19 protein-coding genes are annotated in these 19,062 nt (G+C 65.3%); 2 read left to right on the top strand and 17 right to left on the bottom strand.

Features of this window, described 5'->3' with window-relative positions; translation table 11 throughout:
• From hydA to LDJ84_RS15820, 8 genes are all read right to left on the bottom strand, one after another.
• A complete protein-coding gene (gene hydA / locus LDJ84_RS15855) occupies nt 1-1,461 on the bottom strand; it encodes a dihydropyrimidinase (protein WP_226044977.1) in 1,461 nt (486 codons plus the stop codon).
• 1 nt (nt 1,462) lies between these two features.
• Nucleotides 1,463-2,359 (bottom strand): allantoinase PuuE, encoded by an 897-nt coding sequence (locus LDJ84_RS15850; RefSeq protein ID WP_024766484.1) that lies wholly within the window; start codon nt 2,357-2,359, stop codon nt 1,463-1,465.
• A 60-nt stretch (nt 2,360-2,419) separates the two neighbouring features.
• Nucleotides 2,420-3,295, bottom strand: a complete 876-nt coding sequence (locus LDJ84_RS15845; RefSeq protein WP_024766485.1) for a MurR/RpiR family transcriptional regulator — start codon at nt 3,293-3,295, stop codon at nt 2,420-2,422.
• Between the two features lie 29 nt (nt 3,296-3,324).
• Nucleotides 3,325-4,590 (bottom strand): cysteine desulfurase-like protein, encoded by a 1,266-nt coding sequence (locus LDJ84_RS15840; RefSeq protein WP_226044976.1) that lies wholly within the window; start codon nt 4,588-4,590, stop codon nt 3,325-3,327.
• 31 nt (nt 4,591-4,621) lie between these two features.
• Nucleotides 4,622-5,356: an amino acid ABC transporter ATP-binding protein gene (locus LDJ84_RS15835; protein ID WP_024766487.1), complete on the bottom strand. Its 735-nt coding sequence runs from the start codon at nt 5,354-5,356 to the stop codon at nt 4,622-4,624.
• Nucleotides 5,353-6,030 (bottom strand): amino acid ABC transporter permease, encoded by a 678-nt coding sequence (locus LDJ84_RS15830; RefSeq protein ID WP_084357909.1) that lies wholly within the window; start codon nt 6,028-6,030, stop codon nt 5,353-5,355. Before LDJ84_RS15830 ends, LDJ84_RS15835 begins: the two co-directional genes overlap by 4 nt.
• A gap of 56 nt (nt 6,031-6,086) precedes the next feature.
• Nucleotides 6,087-6,872 (bottom strand): transporter substrate-binding domain-containing protein, encoded by a 786-nt coding sequence (locus LDJ84_RS15825; RefSeq protein WP_024766489.1) that lies wholly within the window; start codon nt 6,870-6,872, stop codon nt 6,087-6,089.
• 263 nt (nt 6,873-7,135) lie between these two features.
• The gene (locus LDJ84_RS15820; RefSeq protein ID WP_024766490.1) at nt 7,136-7,912 is read right to left on the bottom strand and encodes an NAD(P)H-dependent oxidoreductase; all 777 of its coding nucleotides are present in this window, start codon (nt 7,910-7,912) and stop codon (nt 7,136-7,138) included.
• A 98-nt stretch (nt 7,913-8,010) separates the two neighbouring features.
• On the opposite strand from LDJ84_RS15820, the gene LDJ84_RS15815 reads away from it, so the two are divergent.
• Complete coding sequence (locus LDJ84_RS15815) at nt 8,011-8,904, top strand: LysR family transcriptional regulator (RefSeq protein ID WP_226044975.1); 894 nt, start codon at nt 8,011-8,013, stop codon at nt 8,902-8,904.
• A 40-nt stretch (nt 8,905-8,944) separates the two neighbouring features.
• Here the strand turns inward: LDJ84_RS15815 and LDJ84_RS15810 are convergent, their stop codons facing one another.
• The 7 genes from LDJ84_RS15810 to LDJ84_RS15780 form a co-directional block, all read right to left on the bottom strand.
• The gene (locus LDJ84_RS15810) at nt 8,945-9,838 is read right to left on the bottom strand and encodes an alpha/beta hydrolase (RefSeq protein ID WP_065085267.1); all 894 of its coding nucleotides are present in this window, start codon (nt 9,836-9,838) and stop codon (nt 8,945-8,947) included.
• A gap of 15 nt (nt 9,839-9,853) precedes the next feature.
• Nucleotides 9,854-12,073 (bottom strand): TonB-dependent siderophore receptor, encoded by a 2,220-nt coding sequence (locus tag LDJ84_RS15805; protein WP_413247462.1) that lies wholly within the window; start codon nt 12,071-12,073, stop codon nt 9,854-9,856.
• A 96-nt stretch (nt 12,074-12,169) separates the two neighbouring features.
• Nucleotides 12,170-13,546, bottom strand: a complete 1,377-nt coding sequence (locus LDJ84_RS15800; RefSeq protein ID WP_226044974.1) for a sensor histidine kinase — start codon at nt 13,544-13,546, stop codon at nt 12,170-12,172.
• Nucleotides 13,546-14,238, bottom strand: coding sequence for a response regulator transcription factor (locus LDJ84_RS15795; protein WP_226044973.1), 693 nt, complete (start codon nt 14,236-14,238; stop codon nt 13,546-13,548). Before LDJ84_RS15795 ends, LDJ84_RS15800 begins: the two co-directional genes overlap by 1 nt.
• An 84-nt stretch (nt 14,239-14,322) precedes the next feature.
• On the bottom strand, nt 14,323-14,772 hold the full coding sequence (locus LDJ84_RS15790; RefSeq protein WP_226044972.1) for a methyltransferase family protein: 450 nt from the start codon (nt 14,770-14,772) through the stop codon (nt 14,323-14,325).
• A 75-nt stretch (nt 14,773-14,847) separates the two neighbouring features.
• On the bottom strand, nt 14,848-15,495 hold the full coding sequence (locus tag LDJ84_RS15785; RefSeq protein ID WP_084357896.1) for a DUF5074 domain-containing protein: 648 nt from the start codon (nt 15,493-15,495) through the stop codon (nt 14,848-14,850).
• A 41-nt stretch (nt 15,496-15,536) separates the two neighbouring features.
• Nucleotides 15,537-16,757 (bottom strand): helix-turn-helix domain-containing protein, encoded by a 1,221-nt coding sequence (locus LDJ84_RS15780; RefSeq protein WP_084357894.1) that lies wholly within the window; start codon nt 16,755-16,757, stop codon nt 15,537-15,539.
• A 95-nt stretch (nt 16,758-16,852) separates the two neighbouring features.
• On the opposite strand from LDJ84_RS15780, the gene LDJ84_RS15775 reads away from it, so the two are divergent.
• Nucleotides 16,853-17,602 carry a DUF899 domain-containing protein gene (locus tag LDJ84_RS15775; RefSeq protein ID WP_024767203.1) on the top strand — a complete coding sequence of 250 codons (750 nt, stop codon included), beginning with the start codon at nt 16,853-16,855 and terminating at the stop codon, nt 17,600-17,602.
• Between the two features lie 3 nt (nt 17,603-17,605).
• Here the strand turns inward: LDJ84_RS15775 and LDJ84_RS15770 are convergent, their stop codons facing one another.
• On the bottom strand, nt 17,606-18,298 hold the full coding sequence (locus LDJ84_RS15770; RefSeq protein ID WP_038803658.1) for an amino acid ABC transporter permease: 693 nt from the start codon (nt 18,296-18,298) through the stop codon (nt 17,606-17,608).
• 1 nt (nt 18,299) lies between these two features.
• Entirely contained in the window at nt 18,300-19,013 is a 714-nt protein-coding gene (locus tag LDJ84_RS15765; protein WP_024767202.1) for an amino acid ABC transporter permease, read from the bottom strand.
• Nucleotides 19,014-19,062: the final 49 nt, after the last annotated feature.

The following is a 19,062-nucleotide window of genomic DNA, read 5'->3' as shown; positions in this document are numbered from 1 at the left end:
TCAGAGGGGCAGCGGGTCGCTGCGTTGGCGATGCCGTGCCGGCGCTGGCCGGTCGCAGCACAGGAACCGGCCGCGTCCTGGTTCCAGGCGTGGCTCGCCGTCATAGACCACTTCGCCGCGCGAGAGTGTGAGGGCCGGCCAGGCCCTCAGGGGCATGCCTTCATAAGGCGTGTAGTCGACGTTGTGGTGCAGCATCCGATTGTCCAGGCGCAGGTCCAGGCCGTCGTTCCAGATCACCAGGTCGGCGTCGGCACCCACGGCGATAGTGCCCTTGCGTGGCGCAAGCCCATAGAGCTGCGCCGCATTGCTGGAGGTCAGGGCAACGAACTGCTGCGCAGTGATGCGACCTGTCAGGACACCTTCGGACCAGAGCAGCGGCATGCGCGTTTCCACGCCGGGAATGCCGTTGGCGATGCGTTCGAACGAGACGTCCTCGCCGTGGGCTCGCTTGCCGTCCGGGCCGTCGTAGCAGAAGGGCGCATGATCGGAGGAGAACACCTCGAAAGTGCCATTCTGCAAAGCTGTCCAGATCACCGACTGGTTCGCCGCATCGCGCGGTGGCGGGCTGCAGATGCATCTGGCCCCTTCGAAGCTGTCGTCGCAGCCCAGCGCTTTGGCGGTGAGGAACAGATACTGTGGGCAGGTCTCGGCATACACCCGCAGGCCCTGGCCCTGCGCCCAGCGAATCTGCTCGATGGCTTCGCGTCCGGAGACATGGACGATGAGGATGGGAACGTCCACCAGTTCAGCCAGCGCGATGGCACGGTGCGTGGCTTCGCGCTCCACCAGCATCGGCCGCGAAGTCGCATGGTAGCGAGGCGCCGTGCGTCCGGCCGCAAGCAGGCGCTCGGTCAGCCAGCCGATGCAGTCGCTGTTTTCAGCATGCAGCATGACCATTGCGCCGTGCTCACGCGCGACGCTGAGGGTCTCGAGAATCTGTCGGTCGTCGAGCTTGAGCGCGTCATAGGTCATGTAGATCTTGAAAGAGCTGTAGCCTTCTTCGATCAGCGTGGGTAACTCATCGCGCAGCACCGTTGGCGTGGGATCGGTCACGATCAGGTGGAAGGCGTAGTCGATAACTGCCTTTCCGTTGGCGCGGTGGTGGTAGTCCTCCACCGCGGCTCGCAACGACTGGCCCTTCTGCTGGCAGGCGAAGGGGATCACGCAGGTGGTGCCGCCACAGGCTGCCGAACGCGTGCCACTGAGAAAGTCGTCGGCCATTCGCGAGCCGTCGCCGGTGGGCTGGTCGAAATGCACATGGCTGTCGATACCGCCGGGCGTCACGTAGCGCCCGGCGGCGTCGATCTCGGCTGTCCCAGCGGGCAGCTCCAGGCCGAGCGCGACGATGCTGCCGTCGTGCACGGCGATGTCGCAGAAGAACTCGTCGGCGGCGGTCACCGCCCGTGCATTGCGAATGACCAGGTCGAACGGCGTAGTGCTTCCAGCGCCGGAGCCGGGCATGTCAGGAACGCTCCAGCCAGGCTCGGGCGATCTGCTCGCGGGTGGTGAACCAGACGTCGCTGTGCTGTTGTGCGTACTCGATGAAACGCTTGATCGCCATTACCCGGCCCGGGCGGCCGACCATGCGTGGATGCAAGCCGATGGAGAGCATGCGCAGTCCCTGAGCCGATTCCTCGTAGAGCACATCGAAGCTTTCCTTCATGTATTCGAGGAAGTCGGAGGCCTGATTCAGTCCCGGCGTGTTCCAGTAACGGAAATCGTTGACGTCCGAGGTGTAGGGCACCACGAGGTGACGTTTTCCCTCGACTTCGACGAAGTACGGCACATCGTCGTTGTAGGCGTCCGAGTCATAGAGGAACCCGCCTTCTTCGGCGACCAGGCGACGGGTATGCACACTGGCGCCATAGCGGCAGTACCAACCCACTGGGCGCTTGCCGCAGGTACGCTCGAATGACTTGATGGCCAGGCGGATGTGTTCACGCTCCTGGGCTTCGCTCAGGCGGAAGACTTCTTCCCAGCGATACCCGTGGCTGCATATTTCGTGGCCGAGCTCGACGGCGGCGCGAGCAACGTCGGGGTTCTGCTCAAAGGCGAGGGCACAGGCGTGAAACGTGGCAGGTACATCGGCCGCCTGCAGGATATCCAGGATGCGCCAGATGCCCACCCGCGAGCCGTATTCGTACATCGACTCCATGGCAAGGTTGCGCACGCCGGGCGGGCACTGATAGCTGCCCCATTCGGTCATCGACTCCTGGTCCGGGTCGCCCATGGCCAGGGAACGCTCGGAGCCCTCTTCGTAGTTGATCACCAGGCTGATCGCTAGGCGCGCGCCGTTCGGCCAGCGCCCGGTGGGGCGCTGGCGGCCATAGCCGACAAGATTGCGGGCAGGGTTGCTCATCCAGAGTTACTCCTGGCAGCGGCCACAGGGCCGCACCGTGAAAAGTGAGAAAAAGGGAGGTCAGCAGTCGATGTCTTCGAGTACCTGATGATCGATACTGCCGTCCGGAGCCTGGCGGTCCCTGAAGGCCAGGCCCATCGCCAGTGTCTGCGCCACGCAGAACGACGCAGTCAGTGAGCGGAAGCCGAGCAGTTCGGCATCGCTGACTTCAATCAGCACGCAAGCTCCCTGGGCGATCGGGCTGAGCAGGCTGTCAGTGATTGCCAATACCCTGGCACCGGCGGCAAGGGCCTGCTGACAGGCCTCGACGGTGTCGCTGGCATAGGGTGGGAAGCTGACCGCCACCAGCACGTCGTCGCTGCGAATCGCGGCGACCTGCTCGCGCAGCGTTCCGCCGAAACCGCCGATATGCACCGATGGACGGCCACCGCGGCTGATCGCATAGCTCAGATAGCTGGCTACCGGAAGGGAGCGGCGCATCCCGATCACGAAGGCGGTGCGAGAGCTTTGCAGCAGCTCGATGGCCTCTTCGATGGCGGCTTGCTGCGTGCCTTCGGCCAGGTGTTCGAGCGAGACGATATTGGCGCGACTGAACTCGCGCAGGATGCCGCCGACATCGGTTGGATCCTCCAGCAACTGTTCGCCCTTGTGGTGGCGAATGCGCTCGCTGAAGCTGCCTTGGCCAGCTTGCTGCAAAGGCTCCTTGAAGAGCTTCTGCAGCTCGCTGAAGCCATTGAATCCCAGCGCCTTGGCCAGGCGGATGAAGGCCGTCGACGCAATCCCCGACTGCTCGCTGAGCGCCGCAACGGTATTGAGCGCAACGTCATGGGGATGGTCGGTCAGGTAGCGTGCGGCGTCGCGCATGCGCTGGGTGAGGTCGGCCTGCTGGGAGACGATGGCGGCACGCAGTTCCGTGAGATTCTTCGGGGCAGACATAAGAGGCTCGGTCAGGTGGAGGACGTCGATCAGCGCAGGCGACCGAGCGCGCAGTCGAGATGGTCGACCAGTCGGTCGATCTCCTCGACGGTGTTGTAGTGGGCAATGGAAACCCGCACCACTCCGCCATGCTGCGTCAGCCCGAGATGTTCAATCAGGCGACGGGCGTAGAAGTCGCCGAAGCGGATGCCGATGCGGTGCTCGTCGATGGCGCGCACGATGCTTTCCGAGGATAGGCCGTCGGCAACGAAACTGATGGTAGGTACGCGCCCGCGGTCTTTCACCTGCGCCTTGCCGATAATACGCACCCCAGGCTTTTCGCGGAGGAACTGCAGCAGGCGCTCGGCCAGCAGGTCCTCCTGCTGCTCGAACGCGTCGAAGGCCGCCTGCATGATCTGCCGGGGGCTGCCCTGGGCGCCGAGCCGAGCACCGATATCCAGCAGATAGTCGTTGATGCCGGCACAGCCGAACGACAGCTCGTAGTTGAGGTTGCCCGGTTGCAGCTTGTAGGGCAGCACCTCACGGCCGATGAAGAAGTGATTCAGGCTCGGCAACTCGAGCAATGTGTCCCGCTGGCCCCAGAGCACGGCGAAATGAGGGCCGAACACCTTGTAGAAGCTGAAGACGTAGTAGTCCGCCGCGCTGGCCTGGACATCCACCAGACGGTGCGGCGCATAGGCGACGGCGTCGACACACAGCTTTCCGCCGACCGCATGGACACGTCGCGCGACCTCGGCTACCGGATTGACGCTACCCAGGATATTCGACGCATGGGTCATGCTGACGTAGCGGGTACGCGGGCTGAGCAGGCGGTCCAGGTCGGCCAGTTCCAGCTCCTGGCTGGCGCTGTCCACGCTCCAGAACTTCAGTGTTGCGCCGCGCTCCTCGGCCAGTCGCACCCAGGGGCCGATGTTGGCTTCGTGGTCGCTGTTGGTGACGATGATTTCGTCGCCTGGCCCGATGCTCGGGGCCAGTGCGCGGCAGAGAGTCTGCAGCAGATGGGTGGTCGAGCCACCCATGATCACTTCTTCGTGATGACGAGCGTTTATCAGTTGCGCGATGGCCCGGCGTGCTTCCAGGACCCGCTCGCCAGCCAGCGCCGAGCCACTGTAGGAGGCACCCAGTTGCACGCTGTTATTGAGCAGGTAGTCTCGCACCCGGTCGGCCACGCGGCCGAGCACGGCCGAACCACCGGCGTTGTCGAGATAGGCGAAACCATCGGCCAGCATGGGGAACTGGGCGCGCACGTAATCCATGTCGAGCGCGTTATGACGAGGGGCAGAAGGCAGATTCACATCGGTGCTCCATTGTTCGGTGATGCAAGCTTCAGTGGTGCAGAATGGCTTGCAGGAAGGCTTGGGTGCGCGGCTCACGGGGCTGGGTGAAGAACGCTTCGGGCTCGTTCTCTTCGACGATGCGCCCGCTTTCCATGAAGATCACCCGGTCGGCAACACGCCGCGCAAAGCCCATCTCGTGGGTAACCACGATCATGGTTACACCCGTGCGGGCCAGCGCCTGCATGACATCCAGTACCTCGCCGACCATCTCGGGATCGAGTGCAGAGGTGGGCTCGTCGAACAGGATGACCTTCGGTTCCATCGCCATGGTCCGGGCGATTGCTACGCGCTGTTGCTGTCCGCCGGAAAGTTGCCCCGGCAATTTGTGAGCGTGGCTGGCCATGCCGACCTTCTCCAGCAGCACACGGGCGCGGGCGTGGGCGTCGCGGCGCGACATCCTCCGTACGCGGATCGGCGCCAATGCCACGTTGTCCAGTACGCTCAGGTGCGGGTAGAGATTGAACCCCTGGAACACCATGCCGACTTCGCTACGGATGTGCGTGAGGCGCGGGCCTGCCTCGACGCGTTCGCCGGCGACCAGGATGTCGCCCTGCTGATAGTTCTCCAGCAGGTTGATACAGCGGATCAGGGTGGACTTGCCGGAGCCGGAAGGCCCCAGGATCACCACCACTTCGCCTTCGACGACGTCGAGGTCGATGCCGTACAGCGCCTGGAACTCCCCATAGTGCTTGGACATGCGCTTGACCTGGATGATCGGCTTCATGCTGCTTTGCTCCCGCTGTGATTGCGCTGTTCGACCCAGCTAACCAGTTGCACCAGCGGCAACAGCAGCAGCAGGTACATGACGGCCGCACCGACCAGGGGTGTCGGGTTGGCTGCCAGCGCCTGTGCCTGGGTCGCCTGCTTGAGCAGGTCCGGCATCGCTACCACCGAGGCCAGCGCTGTGTCCTTCATCACGTTGATGCAGTTGCTGGTCATCGGTGGCATGACGATGCGCATTGCCTGCGGCAGGATCACGTCGCGCATGGTGTGGAAGAAGCCCATGCCCTGCGATGCAGCGGCCTCGAATTGGCCACGGGGGATGGCCTCGATGCCCGAGCGGAAGATTTCCGCGGCATAGGCGCAGGAAACCATGGACAAGGCTGCAGTGGCCGCGGCGAAGGACGACAGGCGAATCCCCATGAAGGGCAGTGCGTAGTAGATCAGCACCAGCAGCACCAGTAGCGGGATTGAACGCAGCACATCGATATAGACCCGCGCCAGTGCGCGCAGCGGTGTGAGCGCGTAGAGCCGGATCATCGCCAGAGCCAGGCCGCCGGCCAGGCCCAGCACAATGCTGAGGATACCCAGCATGACCGTCACGCCCAGCCCACGCAGCATCACCGGCAGGGCATCGACGAAGACGCCCCAGTTGAAGAAGGTATGTAGCAGTTCCATCGGGACTTCCTGAGCGAAGCGGCGCCGTTGGTTGCCGCCGCATGGCAGGGATGGTTTCAGCGAGGCGCGTCGACCACTTCCAGGGTGCTGGAGCCGGCAGTCGCATCGGCACCGAACCATTTCTTGTGCAGGTCGGCGATGAAACCGTCCTGCTTCATCGTGCTGATGATGTCGTTGAGCTGCGCGGAGGCCGGCCAGTTCTTCGCATGCATGATCGCGTAACGCTCACCGGTAGGGATGTGCGCGACCACGGCATACTGCGGCTTGTCCTTGATGTAGTAGAGGACTGCGGGGATGTCGCTGATATAGCCGTCGATTCGACCAGAGGCGAGATCGAGCATGGCCGGTGACAGACCCTCGTAGCGCGATACATCGCCAAACTTATACTGCGCGCTGTGCTGGCCGACCCACATGTCCCCCGTGGAACCTGTATCGACGCCGACGACTTTGCCGGGGAGGTCGTCCAGGCTCTTGATGGAGGAGGTCTTGAGCACCGACAGGGATTGGTCGCTGTCGTAGTACGGCTGGGCGAATCCAACCGACTCCAGGCGTTTGGGGGTGATGGTGATCGAGGAAATGGCCAGGTCCGCGCGTTGTGATTGAACGGCGCTGAAAAGGCCATTGAAGGGGATGTTGACGAACTCCACGGACTTGCCGGCGCGCTTCGCGGCTTCGCGTACGACGTCCACTTCGAAACCGACGATCTCACCCTTGGCATCCTGGAACTCCCAAGGCACGTTGCCGACGTTGGCGCCAACCGTCCAGTCAGCGGACCAGGCACAGGTGGCTCCGGTCGTGAAGGCTGCCGCCAGGGCGAAACCCGCTACACACTTTGCTTTCATTGCTGCTCCCCTCGTTCTTGTTTTGAAGAAGCCTGCGATCCCGTCTGAAGGAATCTGCAATCGAGGTTAAGCGTGTAAATCAAATAATTCAATAAGTAATTTTTCTGAATTAAATGGTTCCATGGTGGTGCGTTGTGCCTGTTTGCGGGGCAGCCGCCGCAAGCCTTCAGAGTCAGGCAGGACGTGTCCCGGAAGCCTCCCCCCATCGGGGCTGCACTTGAATGCAGCAGGGTTCTGCAAGCAGTCCGTGTGCCCGTGCGCTCTCACTTCAGGTGCGCGTCGAAGCCGTTCGCCTGCGGGGCGATCTCATCGCGCAAGGTCAGCGCCGGGATTTCATAGTCGCCGCCATTCTGCCGGCGGAAGGGGATGGGAGCCGCGGTCTGGAGCGTGTCCAGGCGCTCGCCGAGCTCCTGTTCGATCTGTCTGTAGCGCTCGCCATCCACCCGGCTGGTGCGGTAGACCAGGTATGGCGGCAGCACGTCGAAGCCGGGGTAATACAGCATGCCGTGGTGGATCGGGAAGAGCAGGTCGTCGATCGGGCCGTTGATGCCGCGCGGGCTGTAGTGCGACTCCCAGCCGCCGGTAGTGACCACCAGCATGGCGCGTTTGCCGGCGAGGTTGCCTTCGCCATAGCGGTCGCCCCAGCGGGCGTCGGAGTGCTCGCCGACGCCGTAGGCGAAGCCATAGGCGTAGACCCGCTCGAACCAGCCCTTGAGGATTGCCGGCATGCTGAACCACCAGAGCGGGAACTGCAGGATCACGGTGTCGGCCCAGCGCAGCTTTTCCTGCTCGGCAGCGATATCCGTGCTCTGCCGGCCAGCGGCGTAGGCGCGCTTGGAGTCCTGCGAGGGGTCGAAACGCGCTTCGGGATCGCGGTCGAGGTTGTCGCAAGCGTCGAGCGGGGCCTTCCAGTTCATCGCATACAGGTCCGAGACCTGCACGGCATGGCCGGCCGCCTGCAGGTGGCGCACGGCGAAGTCTTTCAATGAGCCATTGAGCGAACGTGGTTCGGGGTGGGCGTAGACGATCAGTACGTTCATGATGCCTTCCTGTGAGTCATCCGGTGAGAGGGGATGGGCGCAGGATGCGGATTGCCGGGGTATAGTGGAAATGAATATCCGGAATCCCAGGTATATCAATGAATAATCTACGCAGGCTCGATCTGAATCTGCTGGTGACCCTCGACGTGCTGCTGCGCGAGCACAACGTCACACGCGCCGCCGAGCAGCTGAATTTTTCCCAGCCCTCGGTCAGCGTGCACCTGGCCAAGCTGCGCGACATCTTCGACGACCCGCTGCTCCTGCCCGGCCCCCGCGGCATGCGCCCGACAGCGCGGGCAGAATCCCTGCGCGAGCCCCTGCGCATTGCCCTGGAGGCCCTGGAGCAGGCGGTGGCGCCATCAGCACCCTTTGATCCGACCATGGCGGACAACACCTGGCGCATCGCCGCGACGGACTACGGCGAATCCACCATCCTGTTGCCGGCCCTGAGCGCCATTCGCGGCAGCGCACCAAGCACTCGCCTGGCCCTGCTGGAGCTGTCGCCACCGCGCATCGCCCGGCAGGCGGAGCAGGGCGAGATCGACCTGGCGTTCCACACTACCGAGGGCAGCCCGCCGAACATGCGCCGGCGCACGTTGTTCAGCGAGCGCTACGTGCTGGCCGGGCGTGCCGGGCACTCGAAGTTGAAGCGCAAGCCGAGCCTGGCGCAGTTCTGCCAACTGGAGCATGTGATGGTGTCGCCCGATGGCGGCGGCTTCAGCGGCGTGACCGACGAAGTGCTGGCGGCGGTCGGCCTGAGCCGGCGCGTGGCCTTGTCGGTGCCGCATTTCCTCTTCGTCATCTCGGCGCTGTCCAGCAGCGACCTGGTGGCCATGGTGCCGGCGCGGCTGGTGCGCAATAACCCGGCGCTTCGCGTGGTGGAAGCGCCGGTGGAAGTGCCGGGATACGAGATGTCGATGCTCTGGGACGAACGCTCGCACCGCGACCCGGCACACCGGTGGTTGCGGGAGCAGATTGCCGCGGCAGTCTGAGCGTCGATGGCGCTCCTACAACCTGGCACGGTGCCTCAGGTCACTGCCCAAACCGCGTCTGCAGCAGATAGCGCAGCGAAGCCTCCAGCGTTTGCCCATGACTCATGCCGTCGAAGGCGTGGAACCGCGCCTGCATGCTGGGCACTTTGCCCACGCTTTCTACCAGTTGCTGGGCGGCGCGCGGCGCGCTGGGGGTGATGTCCTCGCGTGGCTTGAAGGGCTCCTTGCCGCCGCGCATCAGCAGCAGCTGCGCAGAATGCCCGGCCATGCGTTGGGCAAAGCCTTCCTGCTCCTGGAGGATGGCGCCATCCCCCCACCACAGCGAAGGACTGGCCGGTGCGTAGAAGCTGAACTGCTGCGGGCGCGTGAGCAGCGCGTGGAGTGTCAGCAGGCCGCCGTAGGAGTGGCCCCAGAGCGTCTGCTGCGAACGGTCGATGGGCGCCTGGGCGGCCACCGCCGGGAGCATGCGGTCGCGCATCAGGTCGAGAAAGGCATCGGCGCCGCCGCTGGGGTCGCCGGTGAGCGGGTCCTTCTGCTCGGCCAGTTGCGGGCGCGGCGGGGTGTAGTCGCGGGTGCGGCCGGCGCGGTCAATGCGCAGGGGCGTCTGGTAACCCACGGCAACCAGCAATGGCGCCTTGCCGTTGTTCAGGTCGTTGAGCAGCTTTTCGTCCAGTGCGCCGACGGCGGCGTTGCCATCGAGCATCCACACCACTGGATAACCAGCGGCCGGAGCAGGGTGGTTCGGCCGGGCAATCCACAGCTGGTAGTGACGCTGGCCATCGGCGGAATCGAGCTTCAGCTCGCTGAAGCGGTAGGCCAGGTCGCTGCGTTGCAGCAGGGTCGTGTCCATTTTCTGGTCGGGGGCAGGCGCGGCGTGCGCTGCCAGCCCCGGCACGGCGAATGCCAGTGCCAGGGCCAGGAGGCGAAATCTCATCAGGCTTTTCTCTAATCAAAACGACGCGGTGAGGCTGGTGTACAGCGTGCGGCCCGGTTCGTTGTAGGTGGCCGCGCCGGCGCCCTCGATGCCATTCACGCCCTGGGCGTTGCCCTCGCGGAACAGGCGCTTGTCGAACACGTTGTCCACCCCGGCGGTGAAGCTCAGGTTCTTGGTGAACACGTAGGTGCCGCTCAGCCCGGCGATGGCGTAGGGCGAGAGCTGGTTGTTGGCGCTGCCGGTGACGCGGTCGCCGTGGTAGTCGTACTTCTTCGGCTTCTGCTTGCCGTACCAGGCGACGCTGGCTTGCAGCGACAGGGCGTCGGTGGCTTGCCAGTCGAGCATGGAGTTCAGGGTGTACTTCGGCGTCACCGAGAGCACGTCACCGGTTTCCTTGTTCTTCGATTGCAGCATGTAGGTGAAGTTGTTGCTCCACTTCAGCTGCTCCATCAGCGGGATGGTCAGGGTGCCTTCCAGGCCCTCGACCAGCGCCTTGGGCACGTTTTCCCACTGGTAGATCGCCGCGTTGGCGTAGCTGCCGGTGCCGCCGCTGGCCTGATCGATGGGCGACAGGCCCGACTCGATCTTGTTCTTGTAGTCGTTACGGAAGTAGGTCAGGCCGGCGATCAGGCCGTCCTGGTTGAACTCGATGCCCAGCTCCTTGTTGACGCTGGTTTCCGCCTTGAGGTCCTCGTTGCCCTGCAGGTAGCAGCTGGTGCTCTGGCCGTAGCAGCCCTGGCCGCGGCTGTAGAGCAGGTAGTCGGAGTTGAGCTGGTACAGGTTCGGCGCCTTGTAGGCGCGGGCGATGCCGGCCTTCAGGGTGACGCTGTCGGTGAGCGCGTGGGACAGGTTCAGCGACGGGCTGAAGTTGTCGCCGACGATGTTGTGGTGGTCCCAGCGCAGGCCCGGAGTCAGCATGGTGCCGGGCAACAGTTCGATGTTGTCCTCGGCGAACAGCGAGAAGATCTGTGCCTGCGAGGTGGTGTCACGGTTGCTGCTGGCCAGGCCCGGCACCGAGCCGCCTTCGCTGGTGGTCTGGGTGTTGGCGCTGGGGTCGTCGAGCTTCTGCTGCACCCATTCGCTGCCCAGGGTCAGGGTCTGGTCGCGCCAGGCGTGCAGCGGCAGGTTCACTTCGCCGTGAGCGGTGAGGTCGCGCAGGGTGGCGGTGTAGAAATCGGTGTTGCTGAAGATACCCTCGGTGCCGCCGGCCAGGCCTTCGTTGATGCGGCTGTTGCGGGTCTTCTCGTACTGCAGGTAGGCCATGGAGCTGCCGAAGTCCCACTCGCCGCGATGGGTGATCGAGTAGTTCTCGCGGTACATGCGGTTGGTCTCGTGACCGAGCATGGACTTCACGTTGGCGTTGCTGTTGGTGTTCTGGGTATCGCCGGTGTAGATGTTGCCCTGGCGGCTGAAGCCGGCCTCGAAGTCGAGGGTCTGCTCGGGCGTCAGGTGCCAGCTGAGCAGGCCGTTGACGTCCTTGTTGCGCACGCCTTCGCGGCCGGCCGGCAGGGTGCCGGCCTGGTTGCCGGTGCGGTTGGATTCGTGGCCGGCGTTGATGTCCCAGTCGTCCGAGTCGGTCTTGGCGACGTTGCCGTAGACGCGGTAGCTCAGGGTGTCGGTCAGCGGGCCGTTGAGGCCGAAGGTCATGCGCTGGGTGGCGCCTTCGTCCTTGTGCTGCGGGAAATTGCTGTAGACGGTGACGTCGCCGTGGGTTTCCTTGCCGGCCTGCTTGGTGATGATGTTCACCACGCCGCCCGCCGCGCCATTGCCGTAGCGCGCCGCCGCCGGGCCGCGCAGCACTTCGATGCGCTCCACCTGGTCGGCCGGCACCCAGTTGGTGTCACCGCGCGAGTCGCGCTCGCCGCGCCAGCCGTAGCGCACGGCATTGCGGCTGGCGACTGGCTTGCCGTCTACCAGGATCAGGGTGTTCTCCGGGCCCATGCCGCGGATGTCGATCTGGCGGTTGTTGCCGCGCTGGCCGCTGGTGGAGTTGCCGGTCAGGTTGACGCCCGGCATGGTGCGGATGATCTGCGACAGGTCGCTGGCCGGCGGGCGCTTCTTGATGTCCTCGGCGGTGATGATCGACACGCCCGGCATCTGCTTGGCTTCCTCCGCGGCGGTGGCGACGATGGTTTCGCTGTCGAACTCGACGACATCGGAATCGGCGCTGGCGGCCTGTACGGCGAAGGACAGCAGGCAGCTGGAAAGCAGCAGGAAGGGCGGAAGGAACTGCATCGGACGAGACGACATCGGTGATCTCCAGAGGAGGACGATTACTGAGAGATCACACATGATAATGACTGCTATTTGCCAGTAAAGCGCATTAACTTTCTAAACACTTGCGATGGACTGTTGGCTCGGCGCTGCGGGCAGCAGCAGGTGCAGGCAGAGCCCGGCCTGGCCATTCTTCGCGCCGTTTTCGGCCCACAGGCGGCCGTCCGCTAGCTCGATACCGCGCCGGGCGATGGCCAGGCCAAGGCCGAAACCGCTGGACTCGGACGGCTGTAGCCGCTGGTAGGGCTGGAAGATGCGCTCAAGGTCAGGTTCGGCGACGCCGGGGCCATCGTCGCTGACACATAGATGCCAGAAACCGCCTTCGCGCCAGCCGTCCAGACGCACCTTGCCGTTGCGCGGGGAGTGGCGGATACCGTTGCGCAGCAGGTTCTCGATGGCCTGGGCGAAGCTGTCCAGGTGCACCTGCACCCTGCAGTCGGTGCCCAGCGAGCAGGGCAGGCGTTCGACTTCCCAGCCACTTTCGAAGCAGGCGTCTTCGCGCAGCGCCTCCCACACCGACAGCACCAGCACCGGCTCTCGTTCGAGCTGCGGGCGCTCGGTATCCATCCACGCCAGGTCGAGTGTGTCTTCCAGCAGGCGCTGCATATCGTTGATCTCACGGTCCAGCCGCTCGCGCAGATGCTCCGCCGGCAGGTCACTGTCGTGGGCGATGCGCAGGCGCGCCAGCGGAGTGCGCAGCTCGTGGGACAGGGTGCGCAGCAGCAGTCGCTGCTGGGCAAGGCTGTGACGTAGCCGCTCGGCCATGTGATCGAAGGCCAGTGCCAGCTCGCCCAGTTCATCGCGGCGATTGGTCAGTGGCGTGCCGGGCATGTCGCTGTCCAGATCGTCGGCGCGCAGGGCGTCGGCACGAGCGCGCAGGCGATTGAGCGGCAGCACCAGGTGGCGGTAGATCAGCAGGCCGAGGAAGGCGGCCAGCAGGGTCGGCACCACGCCGTGGCTGAACAGGTGCGTCCAGGGCGTCAGGCCGCCAGGTAGCAGCCGCTCGGGCAGTTGCATGACCAGCCGGCCGCGTTCGGGATGCTTGGGAAACTCGATGCTGACGTAGGGCAGTTCATCCTGCAGGCGTCGGCTCATCGGCCAGTCGAGCTTGCGCATGAACGTCAGGTGGCTGGATTCCGCCGCCGTCAGCGGCGTGGTGCCCAGGCTCTGCAGGTGGTCGCCGATCACCGCCACCCAGGTGTCTTCGGCGGCGGACAGCTCCCGGCGGAAGTGCTCGACACCTTCGGTGCCGTGCTGCTCGAGGACCATTTCCGCCTGCTCGGCATAGCGCGCGAGGTAGTCGCGATCGGCTTCGCCCAGGAAGTAGGTGCTGCGCTCCAGCGACAGGCCCCAGGTCCAGATCAGCCAGGTCAGCAGCAGGCAGAAGCCGACCTGCAGCGCGGCGATCTTCCATAGCAGGGGATGACGGCGCATCAATGGCGCTCCGCGTCCACCAGGATGTAGCCCTGGCCGCGCACCGCCTGGATCTGCACCTGCTGCGCGCCGATGACGGCCAGCTTGCGGCGCAGGTTGCAGACGTGCACGTCCAGCCCACGGTCGAGGCGCGTGTACGCGCGGTGCAGCACGCTCTGGTAGAGGAAACTCTTGCTCAGTGCCTCGCCGGCGTGGGCGTTCAGCGTGGCCAGCAGGCGATACTCGGAATGCGTCAGCCCTGCGTGCTCACCGTTGCGGGAAACGTCCTGCAGCTCATCGTCGAACTCCAGCGAACCCTGCGGGCGAGGCATCTCGCGGGCACGGTCCAGGTTGGCCCGGCGCAGCAGCGCATCGATGCGGGCGTCCAGTTCCGCCAGGCTGAAGGGCTTGGGCAGGTAGTCGTCGGCGCCACGAGTGAAGCCGGTGATGCGGTCCTGCTCCGCGCCAAGGGCGGACATCAGCATGACCGGCGTAGTGCGATGGCTGCGCAGGGTGTCGAGCAGGGAAAGCCCATCGACGCCGGGCAGCATGATGTCCAGCACAACCAGGTCGAAGTCGTTCTGGTGAACGGCGACGAGGCCCTGGTCACCGTTGGCGCAGGTGGTGACGGCAAAACCGCGCTGACAGAAATGGCGTTCGAGGTCCAGGCGAAGACGGGAATCGTCCTCCACCAGCAGAAGCGAAGGGGACACGATAAACCTTGATGAGAATGTTTAGCATTTGCAAATATCTCATCTCTCCCGGTCACAAGGCAATGGCAATCTGCCGCGAGGCCCTCAGACCCAGCGTCGCACCCGACCGCAGAAAGCCTCGAACTCCGCGCCGAACAGCTCGCGCAACGCCCTTTCCTCGGGGCGGATCTGGAATCGGCCGATGTACAGCACGAAGGCTGCGACACCGAGCACCGCCAGTGCGGACCCAAGGAACACGCACCAGCCCAGCAGGATGATGGCGAAGCCCAGGTACATTGGGTTGCGGGTGTGCCGGTAGATGCCGGCGACCACCAGGGACGAGGCGCTCTCCGGTTTCAGCGGATTGACCGTGGTGCGCGCATGGCGGAAAGACGCCACGCCAGCCAGACATACCGCCGCCCCGGCCAGCACCACCAGCAGCGCCAGCCACAGGCGGCCACCCAGGGGCGCAATCGGGCGTACCGCCAGCCACATCAGCAGGCCGCTGATGATCGCCACCAGGGGCGGGGGAATGCGGTGTTCCAGCCAATCCATGCTCGGTCTCCGGGCCAGTGCGGCCAAATCCAGTGAGCTGCCAACACTAGCCCAGATTGCGTTCGCTGGCGCGCCTCAGCGCGGCCGACGCACCGCGCGGACCTTGCCGCTGTTGCCGCCGCCACAGTAGAAACGCTCGGCGCCGTCGGCTTCCAGGCCAGAAACGTGCACGCCCTCGGGCATGTCCAGCTGCTCCAGAACCTCGCCGGACTGCGGGTCGATGCGGCGTAGCTCGCTGTAGGTCGACTCCGGCTCCCAGGTGCCATGCCAGAGTTGTCCCTCGACCCAGGTCACGCCGGTGACGAAACGATTTGAATCAATCGTACGCAGGACTTCACCGGTTTCCGGGTCGATCTGGTGAATCTTCCTGGCGCGGTACTCGCCGACCCAGAGCGAACCCTCCGCCCAGGCCATGCCGGAGTCGCCGCCCTTGCCGGGTGCCGGAATGCTCGCCAGCACCTTGCCGCTGGCCGGGTCGATCTTCTGGATGATGCTTTCGCCGATCTGGTACAGGTACTTGCCGTCAAAGGCCGTACCGGCGTGGGCAGGAACTGCGATCGACGCTTCCAGCTCGCCGCTGGCGGGGTCCAGCCGTTGCAGATGGTCACCGGTGGCGATCCAGACGCGCTCGCCATCCCAGGTCACGCCGGCGACGGTCTCGACGCCGGGGTATGGGCCGTATTCCTGGAGTACTTCTGCGGGAGATTGCTTGTAGCGAGTCATGGTTTGGCCCTGCACGTTGTGTATGGGAGGCTTGAGCCTATTCAGGCGCCGAAGGGCGCGGGGAGTAACAAGGTCGTCGCGAATCCGGGCGCTGGCGGCAGCGTCCAGCGCCGCGCCCGGCCCTGGCCCAACGCCTGTACCCGCCCGGTTCTGGCCAGTGTTTCGAGCGTGCGCTGAACGCTGCGCTGGCTGCTGCCGAGCGCCATGGCCAGGGCCGAACTGGACCAGGCCTCGCCATCGCTCAGCAACGCCAGTACGTCGGCGTGGGAGTCCTCCAGCGGCGGCGCGAGGACAATCAGGCGGGTGGTCTTTTCGGGATACAGCGCGAACCCGCGCGGCGTCGCCGCTATCCGTGCCAGAGGCTGCCGCGCCAGTGGCTGCAGCAGGCGGCGCAAGCGGCCCATCTCCACCCGCAGGCGCGCCCGGTGGGTTTCGTCCGGGTGGCGGGTGCGGAACACCCGGGCGATCAGGTCTGCGCGTGATACATCGCCAGGCCAGGCTTCGGCCAGCGCGCGGGCCAGGGCAAAGAGCACCGGCCGGCTGGCCAGCGCCACAGGGCCGAAGCGGCTGCGGCAGGCATCCACCACCAAAGCGTCCGAGCCCAGCAGACTTTCCACTTCCTCCAGCGACAACAGGCGATCCGCTTGCGGCGAGATCAGTCGTGCGGCCGGTGCATCGAGCAGTCGCCCGGCCTGTTCGACCTCGGCGCACAGCGCCGGTATTCCGGCTTCCCTGGCCGCCAGGGCCGCAGCCCGCAGCGCCGCGCGCGCTTCGCCGGCACGCACCCGGCGCACGGCAAGGCCCGAGACGATGAGCCAGTGCACAGCACGCAATGGTGCCGGGATGGCGCTTGGATCAAGCGCCGCCAGCCGGCTTTCTGCCTCGTCAAGATGGCCGACCAGCAGCGCTCGGCGAATCAGCACATAACGCGCCTGGGCCGCGTTTCCCTCGTCGCCGTGAGCCTCCAGAGTCTTCGCGGCGTTTTCCATCGGCTCGGCCGGCCAATTCAGTTCGCGGCTGGCCAGCGCCACTTCCGCCTCGGCAACCCGGCAGCGCGCTCGCTCCATCGGCTCATGGGCGCCAAACGCGCGGCCGGCACGGCGGAGCAGGGCTCGGGCGCGGGGATAGTCGTTCAGTTGCGCCATGGCAATGCCGCGCAGGGCGAGAGCCGGCGGGTCTTCGCGCAGTGCCACGCGGTTCAACGCGCCCAGCGGATCGCCCGCTGCCAAAGCGCGGGCAGCCGCGGTGATCAGCGAATCCATGTAAATCCCGCCACCTTTGTCACTCCCGTCGACGTCGGCCCGCTGCCTAGTCTAAGCCATGCCCACCGAACCGCCGCTGGCGGAGGAGAACTGCCATGACTGCCCATTCCATCGGCACCCGCGAAGAATGGCTGGCCGCACGCCTGGAGCTGCTGGCCGAGGAAAAGGCGCTGACCCGGCGCAGCGACGAGCTGGCCCGCAAGCGCCAGGCGCTGCCCTGGGTGCTGATCGACAAGGACTACCGCTTCGACACCGAACAGGGCCCTGCAAGCCTTCAGGAGCTGTTTGCCGGCCGCTCGCAGTTGCTGGTCTACCATTTCATGTTCGGTCCGGACTACCGAGCCGGCTGCCCGTCCTGCTCGAACATCGCCGACGGTTTCGACGGCTACGCCAGCCACCTGGCGAACCACGACGTCAGCCTGGTGGCGGTGTCCCGCGCACCGCTGGAAAGGCTGCTGGGGTATCGGCGACGCATGGGCTGGAGCTTCCCCTGGGCGTCATCCCACGGCAGCGGCTTCAACTACGACTTCAACGTATCCTTCACCGAAGCACAGCAGCGCGGCGGGGAAGTCGACTACAACTTCCGCCGCGAAGGCCCGGCCAAGGGGCCGGCACCGGCACCCGTCGTGGAAACCGCCGCCTGCTGCGGCACCGATGTGGCGACTTTTACCCTTGATCTGCCCGGCATGAGCAGCTTCGTTCGCGAAGGCGACCACATCTATCACTGCTACTCCACCTACGCCCGCGGCCTGGATGCCCTCTGGGGCCTGTTCCAGTGGCTCGACCGCGCGCCACGGGGGCGCAACGAACAGGGCATGTGGTGGCGCCGGCACGATGAGTACTGAGGCTCACACGGGCTTGCGATAAGCCGGCCGCAGCCTCGCCACCAACGCCGCCGTCAGGTCCAGCGCCGAGCACAGCAGGAAGTAGAGCAGGGCGACAAAAAGGAACACTTCCGTGGGATGCACCATCACCCGGTTGCTCACCTGGGTGGCGACGAAGGACAGCTCGCCCACGCCGATCACATAGGCCAGCGAAGTGTCCTTGATCAGCGAGACCCATTGGTTGAGAAAGGACGGCAGCATGATCGGCAGCGCCTGCGGCAGGATCACCAGGGTGAGCACCTGCCATGGGCGCAGGCCCAGCGCGCGGGCGGCGTCCCACTGGCCCTTGGGCAGGCTTTCGATACCCGCGTGCACCGAGTGCGCCAGATAGGCCCCGCCGATCAGCGACAGGGCGCAGACCACCGTGCCCAGTGCAGGCACGTCGATGTGCAGAACGATGGGCAGCAGGAAGTAGACCCAGAAGATCAGCATCAGCACCGGGATGGCGCGGAAGAAACCGAGGAACGCCACCAGCAGCAGGCGCGGTTTGCCACTCAGTACCGACAACGCGATGCCCAGTGCCAGGCCGATCACCGCTGAGGCAAGGCCGGAGGCCAGGGCAAGGATCACCGTGAGTGCCGCGCCGCCGAGCGGGCCGTCCGGGTAGGCGCCGATGAGGAAATAGGACAGGTTGTCCGAGATCACCGAGAAATCCATGTCAGGCCCCCTGGCGATAGCGGCGGGTCTGCTGGATCGCCTGGCCCAGCGCCTCGATCAGCGCGATGGCGCCGATGTACAGCAGGGTGGCGATGCCGAACGCCTGGAAGGTCTTGAAGGTCTGCGTCTCCACCTGTCGCGAGGCGTAGGACAGCTCCGCCAGGCCGATGGCCATGGCCAGCGAGGAGTTTTTCAGGGCGTTCATGTACTGGCCCATCAGCGGGGGCAGTGCAGTGCGCAGCGCCTGCGGCAGGATCACCCAGCGCCAAACCTGTATCGGGCGAAGGCCCAGCGCCATGCCGGCTTCACGCTGTTGTGCACTGACCGAGGCAATACCGGCGCGGAACTCCTCGGCAATGAACGCCGTGGTGTAGAGCGTCAGCCCCCACGCGGCGGCGAGAAACTCGAACGACGGCCATGCGAGCCAGCCCAGCTCGTGGGGTGAGTTGAGCCAGAACACCAGCTCCTCCGGGAGCAGGGCGGGCACGCCGAAATACCAAAAGAACAGCTGCACCAGCAGCGGCGTGTTGCGCAACAGCGCGAGATAAGCCCGCGCCGGCCACGACAGCCAGCGCGATTTCGCCTGCCGGGCAATGGCCAGCGGCGCGCCGAGCAGGGTGGCAAGTACGCAGCAGAACAGGGAGATAGCAAGGGTGAGCAGAAAGCCGTCGAGCAACCAGCGCAGGTAGGTCGGGGCGAGCAGTTCGCCGAACATGTCACGAATCCATCAGTGGAAGAAACGGACACGCCCCGGCGAGCCGGGG

It is taken from the genome of Pseudomonas sp. HS-18 (assembly GCF_020401845.1).
GTDB classification, from domain to species: domain Bacteria; phylum Pseudomonadota; class Gammaproteobacteria; order Pseudomonadales; family Pseudomonadaceae; genus Pseudomonas; species Pseudomonas nitroreducens.
Note: the sequence above shows the minus strand (reverse complement) of the source record. Positions and strands in the feature narration are given on the sequence as shown.